Below are 19,155 nucleotides of genomic sequence, written 5' to 3' on the forward strand. Positions count from 1 at the left end.
TGTTTGGCCTAAGTTTTCGCAGCGAGTGACCCCTGGCTTTTTGAGAAGATACTGTGTGCCATTTATCAAACACTTATGGATTCAATATAAATAATCCACATCGTTTTTTTACTTATTCATTTCTTGTCATCATGAATAATCAGCCATTTTATCAATCTTCCTCTAATTTTAAACAACCAAATTTTCCCCCAGAAAGCTATTACTTAAACCGACTTATGGATCTTTGGGGTGAAGACTGTTGTGATGATAGTCTTGATGAAACTGAGACTAATTCTCCCTCTATATCCCATATTTTAGTTGACACTCAACAGGAGTTGAGACTCAATTGTATTAAAGATTTTCAATGAATTCCTCGGTTAGTATTTTGTCGGGTCGTGTTATTGATATTAAAGATGTGATTACATTTAAATGACAAACCCTTGAAAAAGCTTGTCAACAGTTTTATAGTTCCACTGATGATTATTTAAAATTTTGTCAGGAACTTAGTCAATCTTCTAAAAAGCTGTTCTCTGGTAGGTTTCATTAATAATATGCAATATTCTAAAAAAATAAGGTGAACACAGCCCACCTTATTTCTATAAAATACTAATTACTAATTATTTTGTCAAACGAGTTAATACTTGATTGGATCGTTCAACAAAAGACTTCATACCCTCACCATCGAGTCCTTTTTGAGCTATTAAAGCTAAATCGTAGATATGTTGACACAATATTTTAGCCATTTCTGCTGAAGGTGAATCACCCCCTGCTTGGATAATACTTCCCTGACTTAATTGATAGATATTTTCGATCAAAGGATGGGTTGTATTAATAACAAAAACGTGTTCTTCTGGGAAGTTCATCACTTGTTGTTGAGAAGCAGCCATCATCTCGCGAAAACGCCTCATTGCTTCTGGTAACAATACCATCGCCGGTGGTGTAGTTTCAGGATCATCTGATTTTAAGGCCTGAGTTTTGATGTTGACGTTAGAATTATCTAAAGCTTTCTCGAACAGTTCCTTAATTTGATCGCTGCGGGTTTTATTCGTGTTAGGATCAACAATTTCATCCGCTTTATCTTGTTGAACTAAGGTATCATCTAATTCCGCGTCTACACGGGCAAACTTAACCTCTGAATACTCTTTTTCTAGGAAAGGAATAAAGTAATTAGTATCGATGAAAGAGTCCATAAATAGGATCTCTAATCCCTGATTTTTGTACAATTCCACATAAGTAGCTTGGGTGTCAGGATCGGTACAGTAAAAGACTCGGTTTTCGTGACTCTCTTTGTTACGTTCTAGGTAAGAAGGTAAAGTGGTATAACCTTCGCTTTCGTAACTAAATTTTTCCTCATTGTCTGTCTTAGAGGCCACATCTTCCCAAAGATCCCCTTCTCCTTCTACTTGTACTTGTGGGGTTTCAGGCTCAGATTTTTCGGCTACTTTATCCACTTTGTAAGTGGTTTTATAGATAAGAATATCCTCAACCTGTTTCTTGAACTTATCATCCTTTAAAGAACCATACTTCACAAATGTTCCCACATCTTGCCAACATTTAATATATTCTTCTGGAGTTTCGTTATGGATAGATTTGAGGCGATCGGCTATCTTTTTGGCGATATGGTTAGCAATACTGCGAACGGTACGATGATTGGTTAAAGCACTTCGAGAAACGTTTAAAGGAATATCAGGACTATCAATAACACCCCGTAAAGGCATTAAAAATTCTGGGATAATTTCTTCGCAGTGGTCATTAACAAAAACCTGATTACAGAACAGTTTAATATGACCTTGGGATACATCAACATCAGGGCGCAATTTAGGAAAGTATAAAATCCCGTTTAAAAGATAAGGATAATCCGTGTTTAAATGTACCCACAATAAAGGATCTTCTTGGAAGGGATAGAGATAACGATAAAACTCTAAATAGTCCTCATCCTTTAAATTTTGGGGGGATTGTTTCCAGAGTGCTTTCTGTTGATTAATGGCTTCGTTCTCGAACTTAATAGGAACAGGAACGAAATCAGAATAAGTTTTAACTAATTGACGAATTCTTTGGGGTTCTGAGTATTCCTCCTCTTCGTCCATTAGAGTTAGGGTAACCGTTGTTCCTATTTGCGATCGAGACGATTCTGTTAACTGGAACTCGGGGGAACCATCGCAAGACCAATGAATAGCTTGTGATCCTTCTTTGTAAGATAAAGTATCGATTTCTACCTGTTTGGCTACCATAAAAGCAGAATAGAAACCTAAACCAAAATGTCCGATCAAATCATTGGCATCTTTTTGATATTTTTGAACAAACTCTTCTGCGCTAGAAAAAGCCACTTGGTTGATGTATTTTTTGATCTCGTCAACGGTCATGCCAATACCGTTATCATAGATAGAAAGAGTTTTGTTGCTCTTATCAACCGTAATAGTAATTTCTGGTTCAGGAACATCCCCTGATAGTTCCCCGGCTAAAGAAGCCATTTTTAGTTTAGAAATAGCATCCACTGCATTTGAGATTAATTCCCGTAAGAAGATTTCGTGATCGGTGTAGAGAGACTTCTTAATAATGGGAAAAATATTCTCAGTATGAATGGTAATATTACCTTTTTCCAGTACCGTCATAGCTTTTCCTTGTTGTTAACGTTGTCATCGAATCAGTAACCCATAGTTTTAACTTTAGCTATAGGTCAACGCTAACTATTATGATAATTGATCGGATGCCCCCTCATCAACTATTCAACCTATTGGTTTTGAGTGCCGCCTATTATCCTTTCCATGTGATAGATTTCATCGTAGTTTCCAGTTGTTCAATTAAACTATCTAAACCTAATTGTGCTTCCTCAAAACACACAGGAGGAAAGGGATCGCATTGATAATAAATCAACTTTATTTGGCCTTGATTAATAGCAATCATGGCTACTTCTTCGTTATAGTTATAGTTGTCACAAATACCTAAAACTTCTTGTATTTTTCCTTCAACATTATGATTTAATTCTTCGAGGGACTGACGAGTACAACGAATAAAATGGGGTTCGGGTTCCAAATCAATCCCTAATACATCCTGCTCATTTTCCCATTCCTTTTTTAAACCCCAAGCCAAAGCAGCCAATTCCTGTCTATTTTCTCTGACAAAACGATCTAATTGATGTCGCCATTGATTTTCTAAATTATCTGGAACAGACTCACCAAACTGCATCATTTTTTTACCTTAAATTTTCCTTGTTGTAACCTGAGTTGGATGTAGGCAAATCTAGACAAAATTTGCCAAAATCACTAGTTTCAAACCCCTATTATCTCCTAAAAAAAGACTCAACTCCGAACACCAAACTCAGGTTATTGTAGGAGTTTAAAATGTCTTAAACCCCTCACAGAATTAACGTCCAGGAATAGTGTATTTCCACTCCTGTGGGCCAGTGTAACCAGACTCTTGAGCCAAGGTTTCAGGTAATTGCGCACCTGGGAAGAGTTGACCGTTAATTTCCCAAGTAGGGTAAGATTGAACTTGAGCTGCGACACAGGCTTGCGGTTGAGGATCGTTGCCTCCCTCAGCGCACTCGATGTAAGTAATTTCTTTAGCTGCCTCTTTACCCAAAACTTGTTTTTGGTCGTAACAGTGAGGACACCAAAAAGCCCCGTACATTTTTGCCTCAACGGAGGTTAAGTGTTTGGCCAACTCGATTTCAGCAGCCCCTGATTCCGTGGTAATTTCCCAACCATAAGGGGGTCTAGGTTGTGTATTAGGTTGTGAGATGAAAATACGACCATCAGCACTGGTAGGCTGGTTGAGATGGGCGTAAGCTCCTAGAGTTCCTACCAAAGTAATCATTGCGACAACAATAGGAATGAAGAAAAGTTGACCCCCTTCTTCCCATTCTCGACCAAAAATACTTAATCCCATTAAACTTATGGAGAAAATGGCCGAGCCGATACAATAGTAACAAACAGACTGTAATTCTGTAGCTAAAATGTACATCAGATAACCGCTAAACACGGCCATCGATGTTCCCCCGGCTAGCAAAAACATCCAAGTCCATTCATTGAGTTGTTTTCTAAAGCTTTTTTTGCCTTCCAGTTGGATCAGTAAAGGTCCCAGAGAAGCAGCAGACATACTGCCATAAGCCAAAAAGCCAAACAAACTTAAAGGTAACCCAAACACCGTGGCGTAGGGACTATTGAGAACGTCTTTACAACCACTGGCCATGCTAGCTGCATCGCTGGCACCACAAACTACTTCCCCTCCAGTTAGTTTGGTGATGGTCAGATATGCAGTCAGAACAGCCCCTGCAATAGCGATCGCCCCGATCATAGGACGGGACCAACGGTGGATCCAAGGAACAGAACGTCTACTAATACGACTCATAATTTTTCTTTTATTAGGTAATCTATTATTCCTGATTCTAGCAAGGGGTTAGGATCTCAACCTTAAAGGTTGCTGAGATTTCGTTTTTTCTTTAGACGCACTGATTTCTTTGGCTGCTTCGACAAACTGAGAAACCCGAATGGGATCAACAGTTTCAGTAATTTTGCCTTGGCGTTTGAGAGAACTGGCCACAATCACTCCATCCGCTGCCGTCATTAATTTGCCAATGTTATCCCAGTTGGCACCGCTCCCGATAAACACAGGGGTTCCCTGGGCTGCCGCAGTTGCCAGTTCTAAATCTTCGAGACTGGGAGGACTGCCAGTGGCCCAACCTGAGAGAATAATCCCATCAGCCAATCCTCGTTCGATGGTATCTTGTACCGCGGTGGTTAAGTTGGGGGTTCCCAGAGGGCGAGCGTGTTTGACTAACACATCGGCTAATATGGCTATTTCCACATCTAAGTTACGGCGGTAACGGAGGAGTTCGTAGGCATTTCCTTCGATTAATCCCTGATCTGTTGCCATAATGCCGGTTAAGACGTTGACACGGATAAATTGGGCTTCGATAGTAGAGGCGATGGCCATCGCCCCCACAGCGTCATTGCGGAGCAGATTGATCCCAACAGGAACCACTACCAGATTTTTGATGCGATCGACAATCAAAGTCATGGCACTGATAACCACCGGATCGACTTTTTCTTTGGTAAAAGGAGCATCAAAAAAATTTTCTACAATAATACCATCAACTCCCCCGGCTGCGAGGGCTGTGGCTTCTTGTTCTGCCCGTTCGATTACTGCTGTTAAACTCCCTCCCCAACGAGGAGAGGTGGGTAAGGGTAAAAGATGGACAACACCAATAACTGGGTTGGTCGTGTTAAATATTTGAGTCAAGTCCACGCTTATCTACCTAACGATCCACTGGGGTTGATGCTGTCTGGAATTTAGCTCCAACTTTTCATTATATCTCATAGAGGTAACTAAGAGACATAAAAGAAAAAAATGTGATTGTTTTCTACTAGTTTTCCAGCATTCTTACACCTAACTTTTGTTGCTAGATGGTTAGACGTTTGAGTATACGCTATTACGTAGGATGGTGTAACCCTTGATTAGTTCTCTAATTCCTCGACCTAAAGGCCATTCTGGTTCAAATCCAGTTTTGAGAATACGAGCATTAGAAACAATGTAATCTCGTTTATCGGGATCTTCACCGATGGGGGCTTCTAAATAGACAAATTTGGGTAAATACTTTTTAATTTCGGCGCATAATTCTAACTTAGATAGGTTGGCATCTTCTAAACCAACGTTATAGGGTTTGCCTTTCATGGTTTCAAAATTCTCAATACCATGAACAAACACCTTAGCTACATCTCGAATATGAATATAATTTCTTTTAAAATGTCCTTCAAAAATGACTACGGCCCGATCGTAAAAAGCGCGATAAACAAAGTCGTTCACCAGAAGATCTACCCGCATTCTAGGGGACATTCCAAACACAGTGGCCAGCCTAAACGTCATGCTATTTTCTCGCTCTAAAACCGCCTTTTCTGCTTCTACCTTGGTGGTTCCATAGAGGGAAATGGGGCGTAAGGGAGATTCCTCGGTACAAAATTTACCACTTTCTCCAATACCGTAACCACTGTTAGTCACCGGCATTAAAATTCGCTGTTGGGGACTGGCCAGATCACAAATCATCTTCACTGCTTCGTAATTGATCGTTCGGGTTCCTACCTCGTCCCGACCACACAAAGGCGCACCCACCAAAGCGGCTAAAGGAATTATTACATCAGCGTCTTGGAGTAATTCTCTGATCAGAGATTGATTACGACAGTCCCCACGTACCACGTTAAAAGTGTCGTACTGACAGCAGTCTGCTAAGCTATTTTGACCGAACATAAAACTGTCTAATACAGTAACTTCGTAGCCTTTTGCCAATAGAGTTGGGGCTAAAATGGAGCCAATGTAACCGGCTCCCCCCGTGATTAAAATTTTCATAGATGATTGTGTAATTCTAGTGTTGAATTTTCTTGAACGGAGATAAGATAACGATGAATGCCTTCGTCTGTGTCCCCAATAAAGCGAACCTTTCCCCGGTCTAGCCAAATGACGCGCTCACAAGCTTGCTGAATAAACTCCAATCCGTGAGATACAACTAAAATAGTGGTGTTGTGTCCCCAAAGTTTATCCATCCGTTTTGTACACTTATGTTTAAAGCTTTCATCTCCCACGGATAAAACTTCATCTAAAATCAATATATCAGGTTCAACATCGGTGGCAATGGAAAAGCCTAAACGGGCGGTCATCCCTGATGAAAGGGACTTTACTGGAGCTAGGCGATAGTCCTTTAAATCCGCAAACTCTAAGATTGAGGTGACACGATCTTCCATCTCATGACGAGGGAAGCCTAACATCACCCCATAAAGGATTATATTATCAGTAACGGACAAGTCTCCATCGAAACCTGCCCCTAATTCGATTAAAGGAGCGATTTCTCCCCTAACTCTAATTTTGCCGGACGTGGGCTGCAAAATGCCAGTTATAACCTTGAGTAAGGTTGACTTTCCTGAACCGTTGGCCCCAATGATACCGATTTTCTCTCCGGCATTAACCGTCAAATCAATGCGATCAAGAATCAATTTTCTTGAGGGTTGACGGTATTTTCCCTCTAACATAGATAAGATTGTTTTCTTCAAGTCATAAGAAAACTCCTCTTGGGTTCTACGCCAGAGGGAAACGTGATCGAGTCTAATTGCTTCTACCATTTAACCTTTAGAGCAAGTCCATAAAGTTTTTTTGCCAGGAGCGGAAACAAATCCAGCCTAGCACCAAAAGGATAAAACCATTAAAAAATGAATGTAAAATTAAGGTTACATCGGGTAAAGCACCGGATAAAGATATCTGGCGGATACTTTCAATAATGGGAATTAGCGGGTTGAGGAGTAAGAGAGATTTCACCGAACTGGGAACAATTTCAGCCGGATAAAATACAGGGGAGCTAATCCAAAGAACAAAACAAACTAGCTCGTAAAAATAAGGTAAATCTCGAAAAAAAACGTACATCGCACTCACTAAAAATCCTACTCCTGTACATACTAAACTAAGAGCTACCAAAGGAAATATCAAAGCAATGACATTAATAGGATTCTTACAGATAATTAGGGTGACGATGGCTAATAAGGGTAGCGGCCCCATAACAAATTGAAAAATATTGGCCACTATCATCGAAACAGGAAAAATGGTTATGGGTAAACGAACCTTATTCAACAAAGATCCGTTACCTACCACACTGGCCAAAGCTTGATTGGTGGAAGCAGAAAAAAAATTGATGACAATTAAGCCAGTAAAAGCGGCCAAAATATAGTTAAAGGTCGAATTATTATAATATTGGGCAAAGGCTGTCCCAAAAATAGCTGCATACAACCCCGTCATAATCAGGGGATTTAGTAGCGACCAGTACACCCCCAAAAACGAGCCTCGATACCGTCCTTTTAAGTTTCTTTCTACCAATATTTGCAGTAATTCCAGGTATCGTCTGACTGACGCTCCTTGAAGGCTGGCTTTTAGGGATAAGGTCATAATAGGTTATCAATACCAAAAAATTACAAATTTAATGGAGTATTGTATTAAATGTCAGATAGTTTTGTCGAGTTGTTCCCGATTATTTAAGAAAATTTTAACCGTTAAGAGTGGCCCGAATTCGGCTAAACTGGGGGATGGTTAATTAATGTGTTAGTAAGTTTGGCCATGGAAATCGGGCAAAAAGTTAAAGTGATCCGTCTTCGTGATCGCGTTTCGGGACAGGTTGTTGATAAACTTGGTAGGGAAGGTACTATCAAGGAATTTAAGATGACTGACGGCAGTGGAGTCGGTGCTATAGTAGAGTTTCCTGATAAAACCGAAACTTGGTTTTTTGATGATGAACTCAAACCAATTGATTAGCAAAGTTAAAATAACGGAGGGCTTAAAAATGTTAAGCCCTTGCTAAGTTGTTATGATGACTAATTAAAAATATTTTTGATAACTTATGGCTTTGATTTTAACCTTCTTGGGCAAAGGCGGTAGCGGTTGTTCTACAGTGGCCATCGCTGCTGCTAAAAAATTGGCTGCTGGAGGCTCTCGGGTCTTGTTTCTATCTCAAGATGCTAGTCCAGTGTTACAGAAGTTATGGGGAACAACTTTAGAGGGAACTCCCACAGATATCGAGCCTAATCTCAAGGGAATGGCTCTACAATCAGCCCAAATGCTGTCAAAAAGATGGGAAGATGTCAAAGACTTAGAATCTCAATATTTGCGATCGCCAACTCTAAAGAATGTTTACGGCCAAGAGTTGGGGGTATTACCGGGAATGGATGGAGCTTTGGCTCTCGATGCTCTACGGGAATACGAGGAAAGCAAGGAGTATGATGTCATTGTTTATGACGGAGACAGCGCGTCTAGCACACTGAGAATGTTTAGCATTCCAGAGATAATGAGTTGGTACGTGCGTCGGTTTCAAGAAGTGTTAATGGAGTCGGATGTGGGGAAAACCCTCGCTCCGTTTGTACAACCCATCACCAGCGCGGTTTTAAATGTTTCCTGGAGTGCTGACGATCTCAAAGATACTCCTGCTAACGATATTTTAAAGTCTGGAAAAGCGGCTTTAGCAGATCCTAACCGAGTAGCAGCTTACTTGGTGACCACAGGAGATCCTACAGCGATCGCAGCCTCTAAATATTATTGGGGTGGGGCGCAACAAGTAGGTTTATCGGTTCGAGGTGTCATCGTCAACCAAGGTCAAACGGCTTCGTTAGCAGAAGAATTTGACCCCTTAAACCTCTCTTCTGTACCCAAAATGGAGTCTAGTAACTGGCAACCTTTAATGGAGTCTTTACCGCAATTTTTAGGGGACTCTCAAGCACCTAAACCCCTCATTGTCGATGTAGCTAACCGTCAAGTTAAGGTGTTTTTACCTGGGTTTGACAAGAAACAGGTCAAGTTAACCCAGTACGGTCCAGAATTGACCATTGAGGCAGGAGATCAACGCCGTAACGTGGAACTCCCCCCATCTTTAGCCGGACAATCGGTGAAAGGGGCAAAGTTCCAGAATAGTTACTTAATCGTTTCTCTCTGATTCTCCAACTGATGATAAACACCCCAAATAGCCATCGCTCTGAGGTAATGACAAGCGCGATAGGTTCCTACTGCGGTAATAGCTTCGGGGGTGCGAAACTGTAAACCGTTTTCGTACACCTGTTTGACCACAGCTTCGGTTAATTGTAATGCTTCATCTTTCATTCCCATTTGTATTAGAAATGAGGCTAAACCAAAATTGATTCCTGTCCAAACTTCTTGGGGATGGGTTGAATTAGGATCTTCTGGTGTACCGTCTGGTTTCATGCCATTAGCTGCCCCATATTTTCCGTTTTGAAACTTCAAAAAACAAGCTTCATAAACCTTATGCAAAGCTGATCGGGTATATTCTTCTTCTACCACATCGGGTAACTGCAATAAGCGGGCGTAAAATTGACCGCATAATTGATCAGCCATCACCACATCGGAACCACTTTCACTATCCAGTTTATAGTATTGTCCGTTCCATAAAGTGGAGTGATAAATAGAGCGAGATTGTTGTAACCAATTATTGTATTTATCCAGTTCTTTTTCAATAGCTTCGGGATACTCTGTGGGTTGTAATGCTGAATTATTAGCCGGGTTTTCTATTAATACTTTTCCTATCTTGATAGCAGCTTCTAAGGCCGCGATCCATAATGCACCGCAATAAGCACTAATTCCCCGTAATTCCCAGTCATCAAATGTTTGATCAGGTGCGCCAGAATTTTCGGGAATACCATCGTTATCTAAGTCGAATTCTTTGAGGTAATTCAAGGTATCTTGAACTGCAGCCCAACATTCCCATAAAAACTCGATATCTTCTGACCCAGTTAATAAAAAATCTCGGTAAACTTGTAAAACAAAATCGCTCCCTAAATCCTTCCAAAGATTACAATCTTGATAGCTTGTGTAGTTGGTTTTTTCCCAAGGATGTTCGTTAGGCGCACCTAAATCATGAGGTGTTGCTCCTTGAGCTTTTCGTAACCCTTCTGCTTGGTTATAACCAATAATTCTAATGGTATCGTCTTTACTAGGAATTGACCTAGCAAAAGCTTCCATAACTGCCTTTTCTAAACGAGGCCATAACATCAGTAACCCAAACGATCCATATAACCTGACATCTAAACTTTCATACCAACGATAATCCATAGATTCTAAGACACCAAATTGTCCTACTGGATCGGTTTCGGAAGCTGATGTCCAAAGAGTTCCCCCATCGGTTAATAAGTATAGTTCGTTGAACAAAGCCATCTTTAACCAGTCGCGCAAATTTTCCTGATTTAAAATGGAGTTATGCCATTCTTCTACTTTTTCTCGCCAAACATCGGAATGCTTTAGAGCAGTTCTAACTATTGCCCAACCGTTTTGACCATTGCGACCGAAAAAGTCAGTATAACGACGATAATATTCAACACCTTGGGCAAATTCTGTTACTGGTAAATCCCAAGCTAAAATGAAGGGAATCTTTTTTACTTTCCCGGGTTTGATTGTAAAACGAATAGCCATAGCCGTAGCTATTTGTTCCCCAGGTTCAGCCGGTGTTTCATCCTCTTGATCTGGCAAAGATCCGTTCATGGCAAAATGATCCCAAACCTCAGATCCATCGCCATCAGGATTCCATTTTCCCAGATAAAAAACCTCCACACTGGGATTAGTAACACTAGCAATACAAATCTGTCCTTCCCCTTCTTGAACTTGTTCGTGGGGTTGTAATCTATTCAGAATAAAACCCACTCGAAAATTATCTTGTATCCATTGATTAAAGTTTCCTGTACTATGACCCCATCTCGGTTGATATTCGTACTCAGGACTACCATCGTCCCTAACCTTAATTTCTGGGGATTTAATAGCATTAGTAAACCAGCCGACAATATTTTGCCAAGTAAGCATAATACTGAGGGTAATAGGTTTATCTGTGGGGTTTTTTATAGTCCATTCAAATACCCCTAGAGGATAGCTGGTTTCTTGATAGTTATTGGGAATAATAGGAGAAAACTGTTCACAAATTATTTCTGATTGAAAAACTCCTTCATATTGATACCAACTACAGGGATAAAGTGCAGAATAGGTTCCCTTTTCTTGAGGATACCAAGCCCAACGGGATAGGGTTTTATCCTCTGGGGGTTCTGTTGCTAAAGCATAAGCTTGGGCTGTACCATCTTCTAGTTGTTCAAAAATACTAAATTGACAAGAGGGAATAGTCTTAAAAATGTGTTCACCCCCATCCAAATGCCAGAGGTTAAAATCACCACGAGGCGATCGCCCAATACAACCAGCACCAAACCCACCGAGGGGCATTCCGTGCCAAGGACCATCGTCTAAGTTACTAGCATAGCGCACTGTGTAGGGATTATCCCATCCTTGACCGATGGGACGTTTCCAAGCACAAGAGGGGATGTTTGGGAGGGAAAATAAACTCTTCATGAAATCAATTTTAGGATATAACGGGTTCACACAGTTTTTTAGTTTTAGGAGTCAGGAGTTAGAGGTGTATCCCATGAGTCTGAGAAAGGCTATATTGAGTTGTTGAGTGATACTCTACAAAGTGAGTTCGGTGTTAGGAGTTAGGAGTTAGGTCTTTTTTGACCAGATCATAGGTGTTTGACACTCCTGATATGGACAGATTGTGTATAAATTTTAGTCAGGAAATAATTGTAAAATGGGAAAAAGTAACAATTCTAATAATAGAAAGTGGTGGGAAACCGGCGTTATTTATCAAATTTATCCTTTAACTTTTGCTGACAGCGATGGGGATGGAATTGGAGATTTGCAGGGCATTATTAAAAAGTTAGATTATCTTAACGATGGTGATCCTAATAGTAAAACTTCTTTGGGAATTGATGCTATTTGGTTATCTCCTATTAATCAATCTCCGATGATCGATAATGGCTACGATGTTAGTAATTATTACGATATTAGTAAGACATTTGGAACCTTAGAAGATTTTGATATCTTGTTACGAGAATCTCATCAGAGAGGAATTAAAATTATTTTAGATTTAGTGGTTAATCATACCTCGAATCAACATAGTTGGTTTCTAGAATCTAGTAGTAGTCGGGATAATCCTAAAAGCGATTGGTATCATTGGCAAGATCCTGCCCCAGATGGAGGAGTTCCTAATAATTGGTTATCCTATTTTGGGGGAACTGGTTGGAAATTCAACTCCGAGAGAGATCAATATTATTATCATACTTTTAACCAGAATCAACCAGATTTAAACTGGGGAAATCCAAAGGTAAAGCAAGCTATTTTTAATGTCATTCGTTTTTGGTTAGAACGAGGGGTTGATGGGTTTAGATTAGATGCATCTAGTGTCTATAGTAAGGATAAATACTATCGTTATAACCCCGTAAAATTTGGAGCAACCGACAAGAATAACTACAACAATCAACACCATTTGTATGATAAAAATTTACCCGAAAATCATCAAATAATCCGAGAGATTAGAAGTTTAGTTGATCAATACGACGAACGGGTACTAATTGGGGAAACTTTTATCGATAATCGTCTCTATGATTCTACTATGTTTTATGGGGTTAATAATGATGAGTTACACCTTGCTTTTACGTTTGAATTTCCTTTTAGTCCTTGGTATCCTGGTTATTTACAACGGGAAATTGCTAAAAAAGAACTGATTACCCCTCCAGAAGCTTGGCCGACATACTTTTTAGATAACCACGATATTCCTAGACATTTATCTCGTTGGATCGAGTGTAGTTTGTGTACTAATCCATTGGGTATTGCTCAAGCATCTGCTGCTATTTTGTTAACTATTCGTGGTACTCCCTTTTTATATTATGGTCAAGAGATTGGGATGGTGGATAATGTAGATATCCCTTCGGATCAAATCAAAGATAAAGCAATTGTAAAAAGCGAAAGTGGGGAGTTACCACCGCCAAGGGATGGGGCAAGAACGCCGATGCAATGGGATGATTCTATTAATGCAGGGTTTAGCTTTGGAAAAGAGGTTGATCCTTGGCTTCCAGTTAATGAAAATTATATAGACAAAAATGTAGAAAAAGAATTAAAAGAACCTGACTCATTACTTAACTTTTATAGGCAGTTAATTAAAGCTAGAAAAAAGACCAAAGCGTTGAGATTTGGTAGTTGGAATACCTTAATTCATTACCCCTATGAACATTTAGCTTATACCCGAAAAACAAAAGAAGAAACCGTCTTAGTTCTCATTAATTTTTCCTATGAAAAAGAGCTAACTGTAGACGAATATATTGCCCCTAACACATGGGAAGTATTAGTCTCTAATCAAAGAAAAGTGGGTAAAATTATCGATTTGCCTTCTACTTTACAACCGTTTGAAGTTTCTGTATTAAGGAGAGATAATTAATCTTAATGAGTGATGTGATACTAATTATTAAAAACGACTATAGCAATTACCATACTAGTAAGGGACAGAGTCTTTAGCTTTAAGGCAGAAGGCAGGAGGCAGTGAGCAGTGAACAGTTACTGGTTATCTCTGTTCACTGTTCACTGCTAACCAGTAACTATCACCCCAGTGAGCATATTGCCCAAACTCGCCAGATATTAACCTAATACCCAGTTAACCAGCGTTCTTACAGGAAAACCGGTTGCACCAGCGTTATTAACACCGCTTTCTTTGTCGGCCCAAACGGGTCCTGCAATATCTAAATGGGCCCAAGGGGTTTCTTTGATAAACTGTTTTAAGAATAAGGCTGCAGTAATGGAACCTCCGGCTCTAGGCCCAGTGTTTTTCATGTCTGCAATGGGAGACTTTAAACCCTCAAAATACTTTTCTTCCATCGGCATCACCCAGAATTTTTCTCCGGCTGCTTCTGAGGCGGTTGTGATTTGTTCCGTAAGGGTTTCATCCGTACTCCACAACCCAGAAATGTTATTGCCTAAAGCTACAATACAGGCACCGGTTAAGGTTGCTAGATCGACGATCGCATCTACTTCCAATTGTTCGGCAAACACCAAAGCATCAGCTAAGGTTAAACGTCCCTCAGCATCTGTGTTATTTACCTCGATAGTTTTGCCATTGGAGGCGGTTAAAATGTCTCCTGGGTGCATTGCTCTGCCGCTAATCATGTTTTCTGTGGCGGCACAAACAAAATGAACTTCCACATCGGGTTTTAATTGAGCGATAGCTTTGGCTGCTCCTAAAGTTGCTGCACCGCCTCCCATATCCATTTTCATGGTTTCGATGCCGCTACCTGCTCCTTTTATGTTTAAACCGCCGGAGTCAAAGGTTAAACTTTTACCGACGATCGCTAGTTTCCGTTTGGGGGTGACTGTGGGTTTATAGGTTAAATGGATAAATTTTGGCGGTAAGTCTGAGGCTTTGGCTACTCCTAAAAATGCCCCCATTCCTCGTTTTTCACATTCTTCTTGTTCTAAAATCTCGATCTCTAAACCGTAGTCTGTGGCTAAGGTTTGGGCGGTTTCAGCGAAGGTAACGGGATCGATGCTATTAGCCGGGGCAGCTACTAATTCCCGTGCCAAAATAACTCCAGATGCCAGGGTTTGAGCTTGATTAATTGCTTCTTTTTGTTCCCCAAAGCCCAAAATGTCTATGGTTTCTAGCTTTGATGGTTTATCTTCGGGTTCAGACTTAAAACGATTATCTTGATGTAAAGAGAGGATGATTCCTTCTGCTATGGCTGCGGTGGTTTTTTCCTTATCTTCGTTAACTGCAGGAAAACTAATTCCTAAGCTTTTGGCTTTTTCTTGTTTACCAACACGGGCCACAACTGCAGCCCCTAAGCGCAGGGTATCTAGGCTTAATTGATCTTTTTTCCCTAAACCCACTAGGATTAACTTACGAATGGGGCTACCACTTCCAAGGCGGGTAACAGCTTTGCTGCCGGATTTACCTTCAAATTCCGCTTCTTCGATTAATTCTGCCAGGATTCCCCCAGTTTTTTCGTTTAACTGGCTTAATTCACCAGTCAAGGCTGTTTCGTTTTCAAACAAACCCAAGGCGATCGCATCTCCACTCCAATCTAATAGTGGGGTATGGGTTCCACGAATATCCATATCTATTGTTCTCAAGTGTCTCTCTAAAATAAACCTCCCTTAATTTTACTGTGTTTGTAGGGATTTCATCTGAAGTTGCCATGTATCGTTCACAGGGGTTGAACCAGGAGAAAGATTAATTCAATTGTTAAGTTTTGTTAAAAATTATTGCAAAAGGTTACCAAATCTGGCTTGATGATTGTTAGGAACAAGTAAAAACAGGCTTAAACGGGTTCGTTAATCGGTTAGGGCAAGCCATTACCTTAAGAATGGGCAAAATGGTGTGTATTTACAGTATTTCTTAGAGATATATTTTCACAAACTCAGTTACTTACTAATTTACCTTTTGGGAGATTAAAAACAATGTTAAAAAAACTACTGGGCGGTGCCAAAAAAGAGAAATTCTTTTTAGAATTGGACGAAACCAATGATCCTTCTCCGTCTGAGTCTAAGCAAGAAGATACTCCTACTGAGGCGGTTGCCACCCCTGAATCTTCTTTAGAATTGGACGAAACCAACAATCCTTCTCCGTCTGAGTCTAAGCAAGAAGATACTCCTACTGAGGGAGTTGCCACCCCTGAATCTTCCACAGAAACACCTCAGCCTGAAGCTGCACCCAAGGCAGTAAAAACAAAGAGAAAATTCATTAAGAAGGCAGTTAAAAATGAAGGAGTAGAAACAGAAATTATAGAGACTTCTCCTGATGCCAACAATGGTCAGGTTGCTCAAAAAGAAGAACCCAAAGAAGTAGAATTCGCTACTAAGTTTTATATGATTTCTACCCCTCGTCGTCGTCCTGGTCCCAGTTTAGGTAACTTTAAAGATATGGCATCTGAGGTAAAGGTTCCACGGGTTCAATAACTTGATTTTATTTTCGTTTTGGTTATAGTCTAGAACTAAGTTCTAGACTATTTTTTATCCAATAAGTAGAAGTTGAATATTCTATTTTTGCATCCCAATTTCCCTGCACAATTCCGCCACTTAGCAACTGCTTTGGCTAAAAATTCTAAAAACAGGGTTGTCTTTGGCACAAAGCGCAAAGAAGGGGCGATTCAGGGGGTTTCTAAAGCGATCTATACCCCTTCTCGCCAAGCTCGTCCCGAAACCCATCACTATGTAAGAAATTTAGAAAATGCTGTACTCCAAGGACAAGCGGTTTACCGTCTGGCCGAACAGTTAAAAAAAGAAAGGTTTATCCCAAATGTAGTATATGGTCATTCTGGGTGGGGACCTACTCTATTTATTAAAGACATTTTTCCTAAAGCGGAGTTATTGTGTTTTTTTGAGTGGTTTTATCACGCTCACGGAACCGATGCAGATTTTGATCCCAAAGAACCTCTAACAGCAGACGATGAAGCCCGTATTCGTATTAAAAATACACCCATATTGACGGATTTGTATAGCTGCGATCGTGGTTTATGCCCTACTTATTGGCAAAGACAACAGTTTCCCCCAGAATTTCATTCTAAACTTACCGTGCGTCACGATGGGGTAGATACTAACTATTTTCAACCCAAACCTGGAGCAAAATTAGTTTTAAAAAAGGGTGAACTAGATTTATCAGAAGTAGATGAAATTGTTACTTATGTAGCGAGAGGAATGGAACCCTATAGAGGATTTCCTCAGTTTATGGAAGCGGTTTCTATTCTGTTAAAAAAACGTCCCCATTGTCATGTTGTTATTGTGGGAGAAGAACGGGTAGCTTATGGGCGATCGCTACCAGATGGCAAAAGCTACAAACAGTTAATGTTAGAAACATTCGATTACGATTTATCCCGTTTACATTTTACGGGATTATTGCCCTATGGTGAATATTTACAAGTGATTCAAGCTGGATCGGTTCATGTTTATTTAACCCGTCCTTTTGTTCTGTCTTGGTCTATGTTAGAAGTTATGGCCACAGGGGGTTTAGTTTTGGGTTCAAAAACTCCTCCGGTTGAGGAAGTAATAGAAGATGGAGTTAATGGTTTATTGGTTGATTTTTTTGCCATCGATAGAATAGTTGAAAGGATAGAAGAAGTTTTGGATCATCCCGATAAAATGGCTACTTTAAGGGTGAAAGCAAGGGAAACAATCCAAGAAAGGTACGATTTATCTCGCCTACTGCTCGAACACATCCAGTGGATTTACAATAAGTAGTCTTTAACAAGTCCAATTTTTAATGTCAAGAGGGTAAAAACACTTAAGATTAGCCAACATTAATTTATACTAGGTGGAATAAGAATCAAATATAAGCATTATGAAACTTGCAGATCATTTTCAAATGGCCACATTTGCCCTCTTATCCCATAAACTTCGTAGCAGTTTAACCATGCTGGGAATTGTTATTGGCAACGCTTCGGTTATTGGGATGGTTGCAGTAGGAGAAGGAGCTAGAAAGGCAACCGCAGAGCAATTTGAAGCTCTTGGACCAAATGTTTTATTCCTTAGTTTATCTGCTTCACGTAGAAGACGGGCAGTATCATCTGATGCTAAACCTCTTTTATTAGAAGATGCAGAAGTGATAGATAAATTAATCCCTAATCTAACTAATATTGCCCCAGAGATTCACGTTAAACAGTTAATTACTTATCAAGATAAAATTCTTGATAACTCGATTGTGGGAACAACTTCCGACTATCTTCCTGTCAGAAACTATGAGCTAGAAAAAGGGCGTTTTATTAATAAAATTGATGTTCAACGAAATAGAAGGGTTGTGGTGTTAGGGACGGAAATTGTAGAAAGACTGTTTAAGAGTAAAAATCCCATTGGAAAACAAATTAGAATCAAAAATACCACCTTTGAAGTTGTTGGTACATTGGCCCAAAAAGGTGCTTTATTTGACTCCAATCAAGACAATAAAGTTATTGTTCCTATAACCACTGCCCAACATCAATTAAGAGGCTCAAATTCTCCCTATGGAATTTCTTTAAGTACCATTTCTTTATTGGCAAAAGATAAAGAAAGTGTAGACAATATTGAGTTTCAAGTTAAAAATTTAATGTTATTACGCCACGGCTCAAATCGGGAACAGGATATTAAGATTTTTTCCCAAAATTCTTTACTAAATATGGCGGAAAAAACGAATGCAGAATTAAAACAAATGTTAGGAGCGATCGCCATTATTTCTCTCTTAGTCGGTGGTATTGGTGTGATGAACATTATGTTAGTTTCGGTCAAAGAAAGAACGGGAGAAATTGGACTTAGAAAAGCATTAGGAGCAACCCAAAAAGATATTTTACGCCAATTCATTCTAGAAGCAATCCTCTTGGGATGTTGCGGCAGTTTGATCGGAATTGGAGTTGGTTTTGGCGGAGTAATTATTGCTGATGTTTTCTTCTCTCTGGCAACGAGTATCTCCATTCCTTCTATTTTTATTTCTGTTACAGTTTCCAGTGGAATAGGTCTATTTTCTGGTGTTCTTCCTGCACAACAAGCTGCAAAATTAGACCCTATTATTGCCTTAAAAAATTATTAGTTAAAGAAATACTGTTACAATCGGAGTAGAGTTGTTCAAAATCAATAATGGTTTTTTCTAATATCGCTTTAACTATTGCTGGATCGGATAGCGGAGGAGGTGCAGGAGTTCAAGCTGACTTAAAAACTTTTGCTTTTCATTGTGTTCATGGAGCCAGTGTTATTACCTGTATTACGGCTCAAAACACTGTAGGAGTCAATCAAGTTCAAGAAGTAGCTACAGACTTGATAAAAGCCAGAAATGTTGAATGTTAGAAAAAAGCCTGGAAAAAATCTGTTTAAAATGAT

The 19,155-nt window shown here is 39.8% G+C and carries 16 protein-coding genes and 1 pseudogene; 8 read left to right on the forward strand and 9 right to left on the reverse strand.

The features are described 5' to 3' along the window. Positions 1–131 precede the first annotated feature (131 nt). Positions 132–347 (forward strand): hypothetical protein, encoded by a 216-nt coding sequence (locus P9B04_RS23445; protein ID WP_287139189.1) that lies wholly within the window; start codon positions 132–134, stop codon positions 345–347. Positions 348–596: 249 nt separating this feature from the next. Here the strand turns inward: P9B04_RS23445 and htpG are convergent, their stop codons facing one another. The 7 genes from htpG to P9B04_RS23480 form a co-directional block, all read right to left on the reverse strand. Continuing rightward, entirely contained in the window at positions 597–2,591 is a 1,995-nt protein-coding gene (htpG, locus tag P9B04_RS23450) for a molecular chaperone HtpG (RefSeq protein ID WP_342057372.1), read from the reverse strand. A 142-nt stretch (positions 2,592–2,733) separates the two neighbouring features. Then, positions 2,734–3,165: a beta-carboxysome assembly chaperone CcmS gene (gene ccmS / locus P9B04_RS23455; protein WP_342057386.1), complete on the reverse strand. Its 432-nt coding sequence runs from the start codon at positions 3,163–3,165 to the stop codon at positions 2,734–2,736. A gap of 177 nt (positions 3,166–3,342) precedes the next feature. Next, entirely contained in the window at positions 3,343–4,329 is a 987-nt protein-coding gene (locus P9B04_RS23460; protein ID WP_342057373.1) for a vitamin K epoxide reductase family protein, read from the reverse strand. 48 nt (positions 4,330–4,377) lie between these two features. Continuing rightward, a complete protein-coding gene (btpA, locus tag P9B04_RS23465) occupies positions 4,378–5,226 on the reverse strand; it encodes a photosystem I biogenesis protein BtpA (protein ID WP_342057374.1) in 849 nt (282 codons plus the stop codon). A 162-nt stretch (positions 5,227–5,388) separates the two neighbouring features. Beyond that, positions 5,389–6,321 (reverse strand): NAD-dependent epimerase/dehydratase family protein, encoded by a 933-nt coding sequence (locus P9B04_RS23470; RefSeq protein ID WP_342057375.1) that lies wholly within the window; start codon positions 6,319–6,321, stop codon positions 5,389–5,391. After that, positions 6,318–7,088 (reverse strand): ABC transporter ATP-binding protein, encoded by a 771-nt coding sequence (locus tag P9B04_RS23475; protein WP_342057376.1) that lies wholly within the window; start codon positions 7,086–7,088, stop codon positions 6,318–6,320. The genes P9B04_RS23470 and P9B04_RS23475 overlap by 4 nt, the downstream gene beginning before the upstream one ends. A 7-nt stretch (positions 7,089–7,095) precedes the next feature. Next, complete coding sequence (locus tag P9B04_RS23480) at positions 7,096–7,902, reverse strand: ABC transporter permease (RefSeq protein ID WP_342057377.1); 807 nt, start codon at positions 7,900–7,902, stop codon at positions 7,096–7,098. 168 nt (positions 7,903–8,070) lie between these two features. Here P9B04_RS23480 and petP point away from each other — a divergent pair, with 168 nt between their 5' ends. Next, positions 8,071–8,265 carry a cytochrome b6f subunit PetP gene (petP, locus tag P9B04_RS23485; RefSeq protein ID WP_342057378.1) on the forward strand — a complete coding sequence of 65 codons (195 nt, stop codon included), beginning with the start codon at positions 8,071–8,073 and terminating at the stop codon, positions 8,263–8,265. An 85-nt stretch (positions 8,266–8,350) separates the two neighbouring features. Continuing rightward, positions 8,351–9,436, forward strand: a complete 1,086-nt coding sequence (locus P9B04_RS23490) for a Get3/ArsA fold putative tail anchor-mediating ATPase NosAFP (RefSeq protein WP_342057379.1) — start codon at positions 8,351–8,353, stop codon at positions 9,434–9,436. Here P9B04_RS23490 and P9B04_RS23495 read toward each other — a convergent pair. Continuing rightward, positions 9,415–11,841 (reverse strand): GH116 family glycosyl hydrolase, encoded by a 2,427-nt coding sequence (locus P9B04_RS23495; protein WP_342057380.1) that lies wholly within the window; start codon positions 11,839–11,841, stop codon positions 9,415–9,417. The genes P9B04_RS23490 and P9B04_RS23495 overlap by 22 nt on opposite strands. Before the next feature lie 235 nt (positions 11,842–12,076). Between P9B04_RS23495 and P9B04_RS23500 the strand changes: the two genes are divergently transcribed. Further along, positions 12,077–13,762: a glycoside hydrolase family 13 protein gene (locus P9B04_RS23500; protein WP_342057381.1), complete on the forward strand. Its 1,686-nt coding sequence runs from the start codon at positions 12,077–12,079 to the stop codon at positions 13,760–13,762. 197 nt (positions 13,763–13,959) lie between these two features. On the opposite strand, the gene P9B04_RS23505 is transcribed toward P9B04_RS23500, so the two are convergent. Beyond that, entirely contained in the window at positions 13,960–15,432 is a 1,473-nt protein-coding gene (locus P9B04_RS23505) for a leucyl aminopeptidase (RefSeq protein ID WP_342057382.1), read from the reverse strand. 342 nt (positions 15,433–15,774) lie between these two features. Between P9B04_RS23505 and P9B04_RS23510 the strand changes: the two genes are divergently transcribed. From P9B04_RS23510 to P9B04_RS23525, 4 genes and pseudogenes are all read left to right on the forward strand, one after another. Continuing rightward, positions 15,775–16,272 (forward strand): hypothetical protein, encoded by a 498-nt coding sequence (locus P9B04_RS23510; RefSeq protein WP_342057383.1) that lies wholly within the window; start codon positions 15,775–15,777, stop codon positions 16,270–16,272. A gap of 72 nt (positions 16,273–16,344) precedes the next feature. Beyond that, positions 16,345–17,550 carry a glycosyltransferase family 4 protein gene (locus tag P9B04_RS23515; RefSeq protein ID WP_342057384.1) on the forward strand — a complete coding sequence of 402 codons (1,206 nt, stop codon included), beginning with the start codon at positions 16,345–16,347 and terminating at the stop codon, positions 17,548–17,550. A 100-nt stretch (positions 17,551–17,650) separates the two neighbouring features. Further along, positions 17,651–18,868, forward strand: coding sequence for an ABC transporter permease (locus P9B04_RS23520; RefSeq protein WP_342057385.1), 1,218 nt, complete (start codon positions 17,651–17,653; stop codon positions 18,866–18,868). A gap of 47 nt (positions 18,869–18,915) precedes the next feature. Further along, positions 18,916–19,107: pseudogene (locus tag P9B04_RS23525) on the forward strand (bifunctional hydroxymethylpyrimidine kinase/phosphomethylpyrimidine kinase); the annotation flags it as partial. Between the last annotated feature and the right edge of the window lie 48 nt (positions 19,108–19,155).

Source organism: Crocosphaera sp. Alani8, assembly GCF_038442745.1.
Classification (GTDB): domain Bacteria; phylum Cyanobacteriota; class Cyanobacteriia; order Cyanobacteriales; family Microcystaceae; genus Crocosphaera.

What these genes read in the sequence shown, in the direction of transcription:
- htpG (WP_342057372.1), bottom strand. Translation starts at nt 2,591, where the DNA reads ATGACGGTACTGGAAAAAGGTAATATTACCATTCATACTGAGAATATT.
- P9B04_RS23445 (WP_287139189.1), top strand. Translation starts at nt 132, where the DNA reads ATGAATAATCAGCCATTTTATCAATCTTCCTCTAATTTTAAACAACCA.
- P9B04_RS23470 (WP_342057375.1), bottom strand. Translation starts at nt 6,321, where the DNA reads ATGAAAATTTTAATCACGGGGGGAGCCGGTTACATTGGCTCCATTTTA.
- P9B04_RS23520 (WP_342057385.1), top strand. Translation starts at nt 17,651, where the DNA reads ATGAAACTTGCAGATCATTTTCAAATGGCCACATTTGCCCTCTTATCC.
- P9B04_RS23500 (WP_342057381.1), top strand. Translation starts at nt 12,077, where the DNA reads ATGGGAAAAAGTAACAATTCTAATAATAGAAAGTGGTGGGAAACCGGC.
- P9B04_RS23475 (WP_342057376.1), bottom strand. Translation starts at nt 7,088, where the DNA reads ATGGTAGAAGCAATTAGACTCGATCACGTTTCCCTCTGGCGTAGAACC.
- P9B04_RS23490 (WP_342057379.1), top strand. Translation starts at nt 8,351, where the DNA reads ATGGCTTTGATTTTAACCTTCTTGGGCAAAGGCGGTAGCGGTTGTTCT.
- P9B04_RS23505 (WP_342057382.1), bottom strand. Translation starts at nt 15,432, where the DNA reads ATGGATATTCGTGGAACCCATACCCCACTATTAGATTGGAGTGGAGAT.
- P9B04_RS23480 (WP_342057377.1), bottom strand. Translation starts at nt 7,902, where the DNA reads ATGACCTTATCCCTAAAAGCCAGCCTTCAAGGAGCGTCAGTCAGACGA.
- P9B04_RS23460 (WP_342057373.1), bottom strand. Translation starts at nt 4,329, where the DNA reads ATGAGTCGTATTAGTAGACGTTCTGTTCCTTGGATCCACCGTTGGTCC.
- ccmS (WP_342057386.1), bottom strand. Translation starts at nt 3,165, where the DNA reads ATGCAGTTTGGTGAGTCTGTTCCAGATAATTTAGAAAATCAATGGCGA.
- petP (WP_342057378.1), top strand. Translation starts at nt 8,071, where the DNA reads ATGGAAATCGGGCAAAAAGTTAAAGTGATCCGTCTTCGTGATCGCGTT.
- P9B04_RS23495 (WP_342057380.1), bottom strand. Translation starts at nt 11,841, where the DNA reads ATGAAGAGTTTATTTTCCCTCCCAAACATCCCCTCTTGTGCTTGGAAA.
- P9B04_RS23510 (WP_342057383.1), top strand. Translation starts at nt 15,775, where the DNA reads ATGTTAAAAAAACTACTGGGCGGTGCCAAAAAAGAGAAATTCTTTTTA.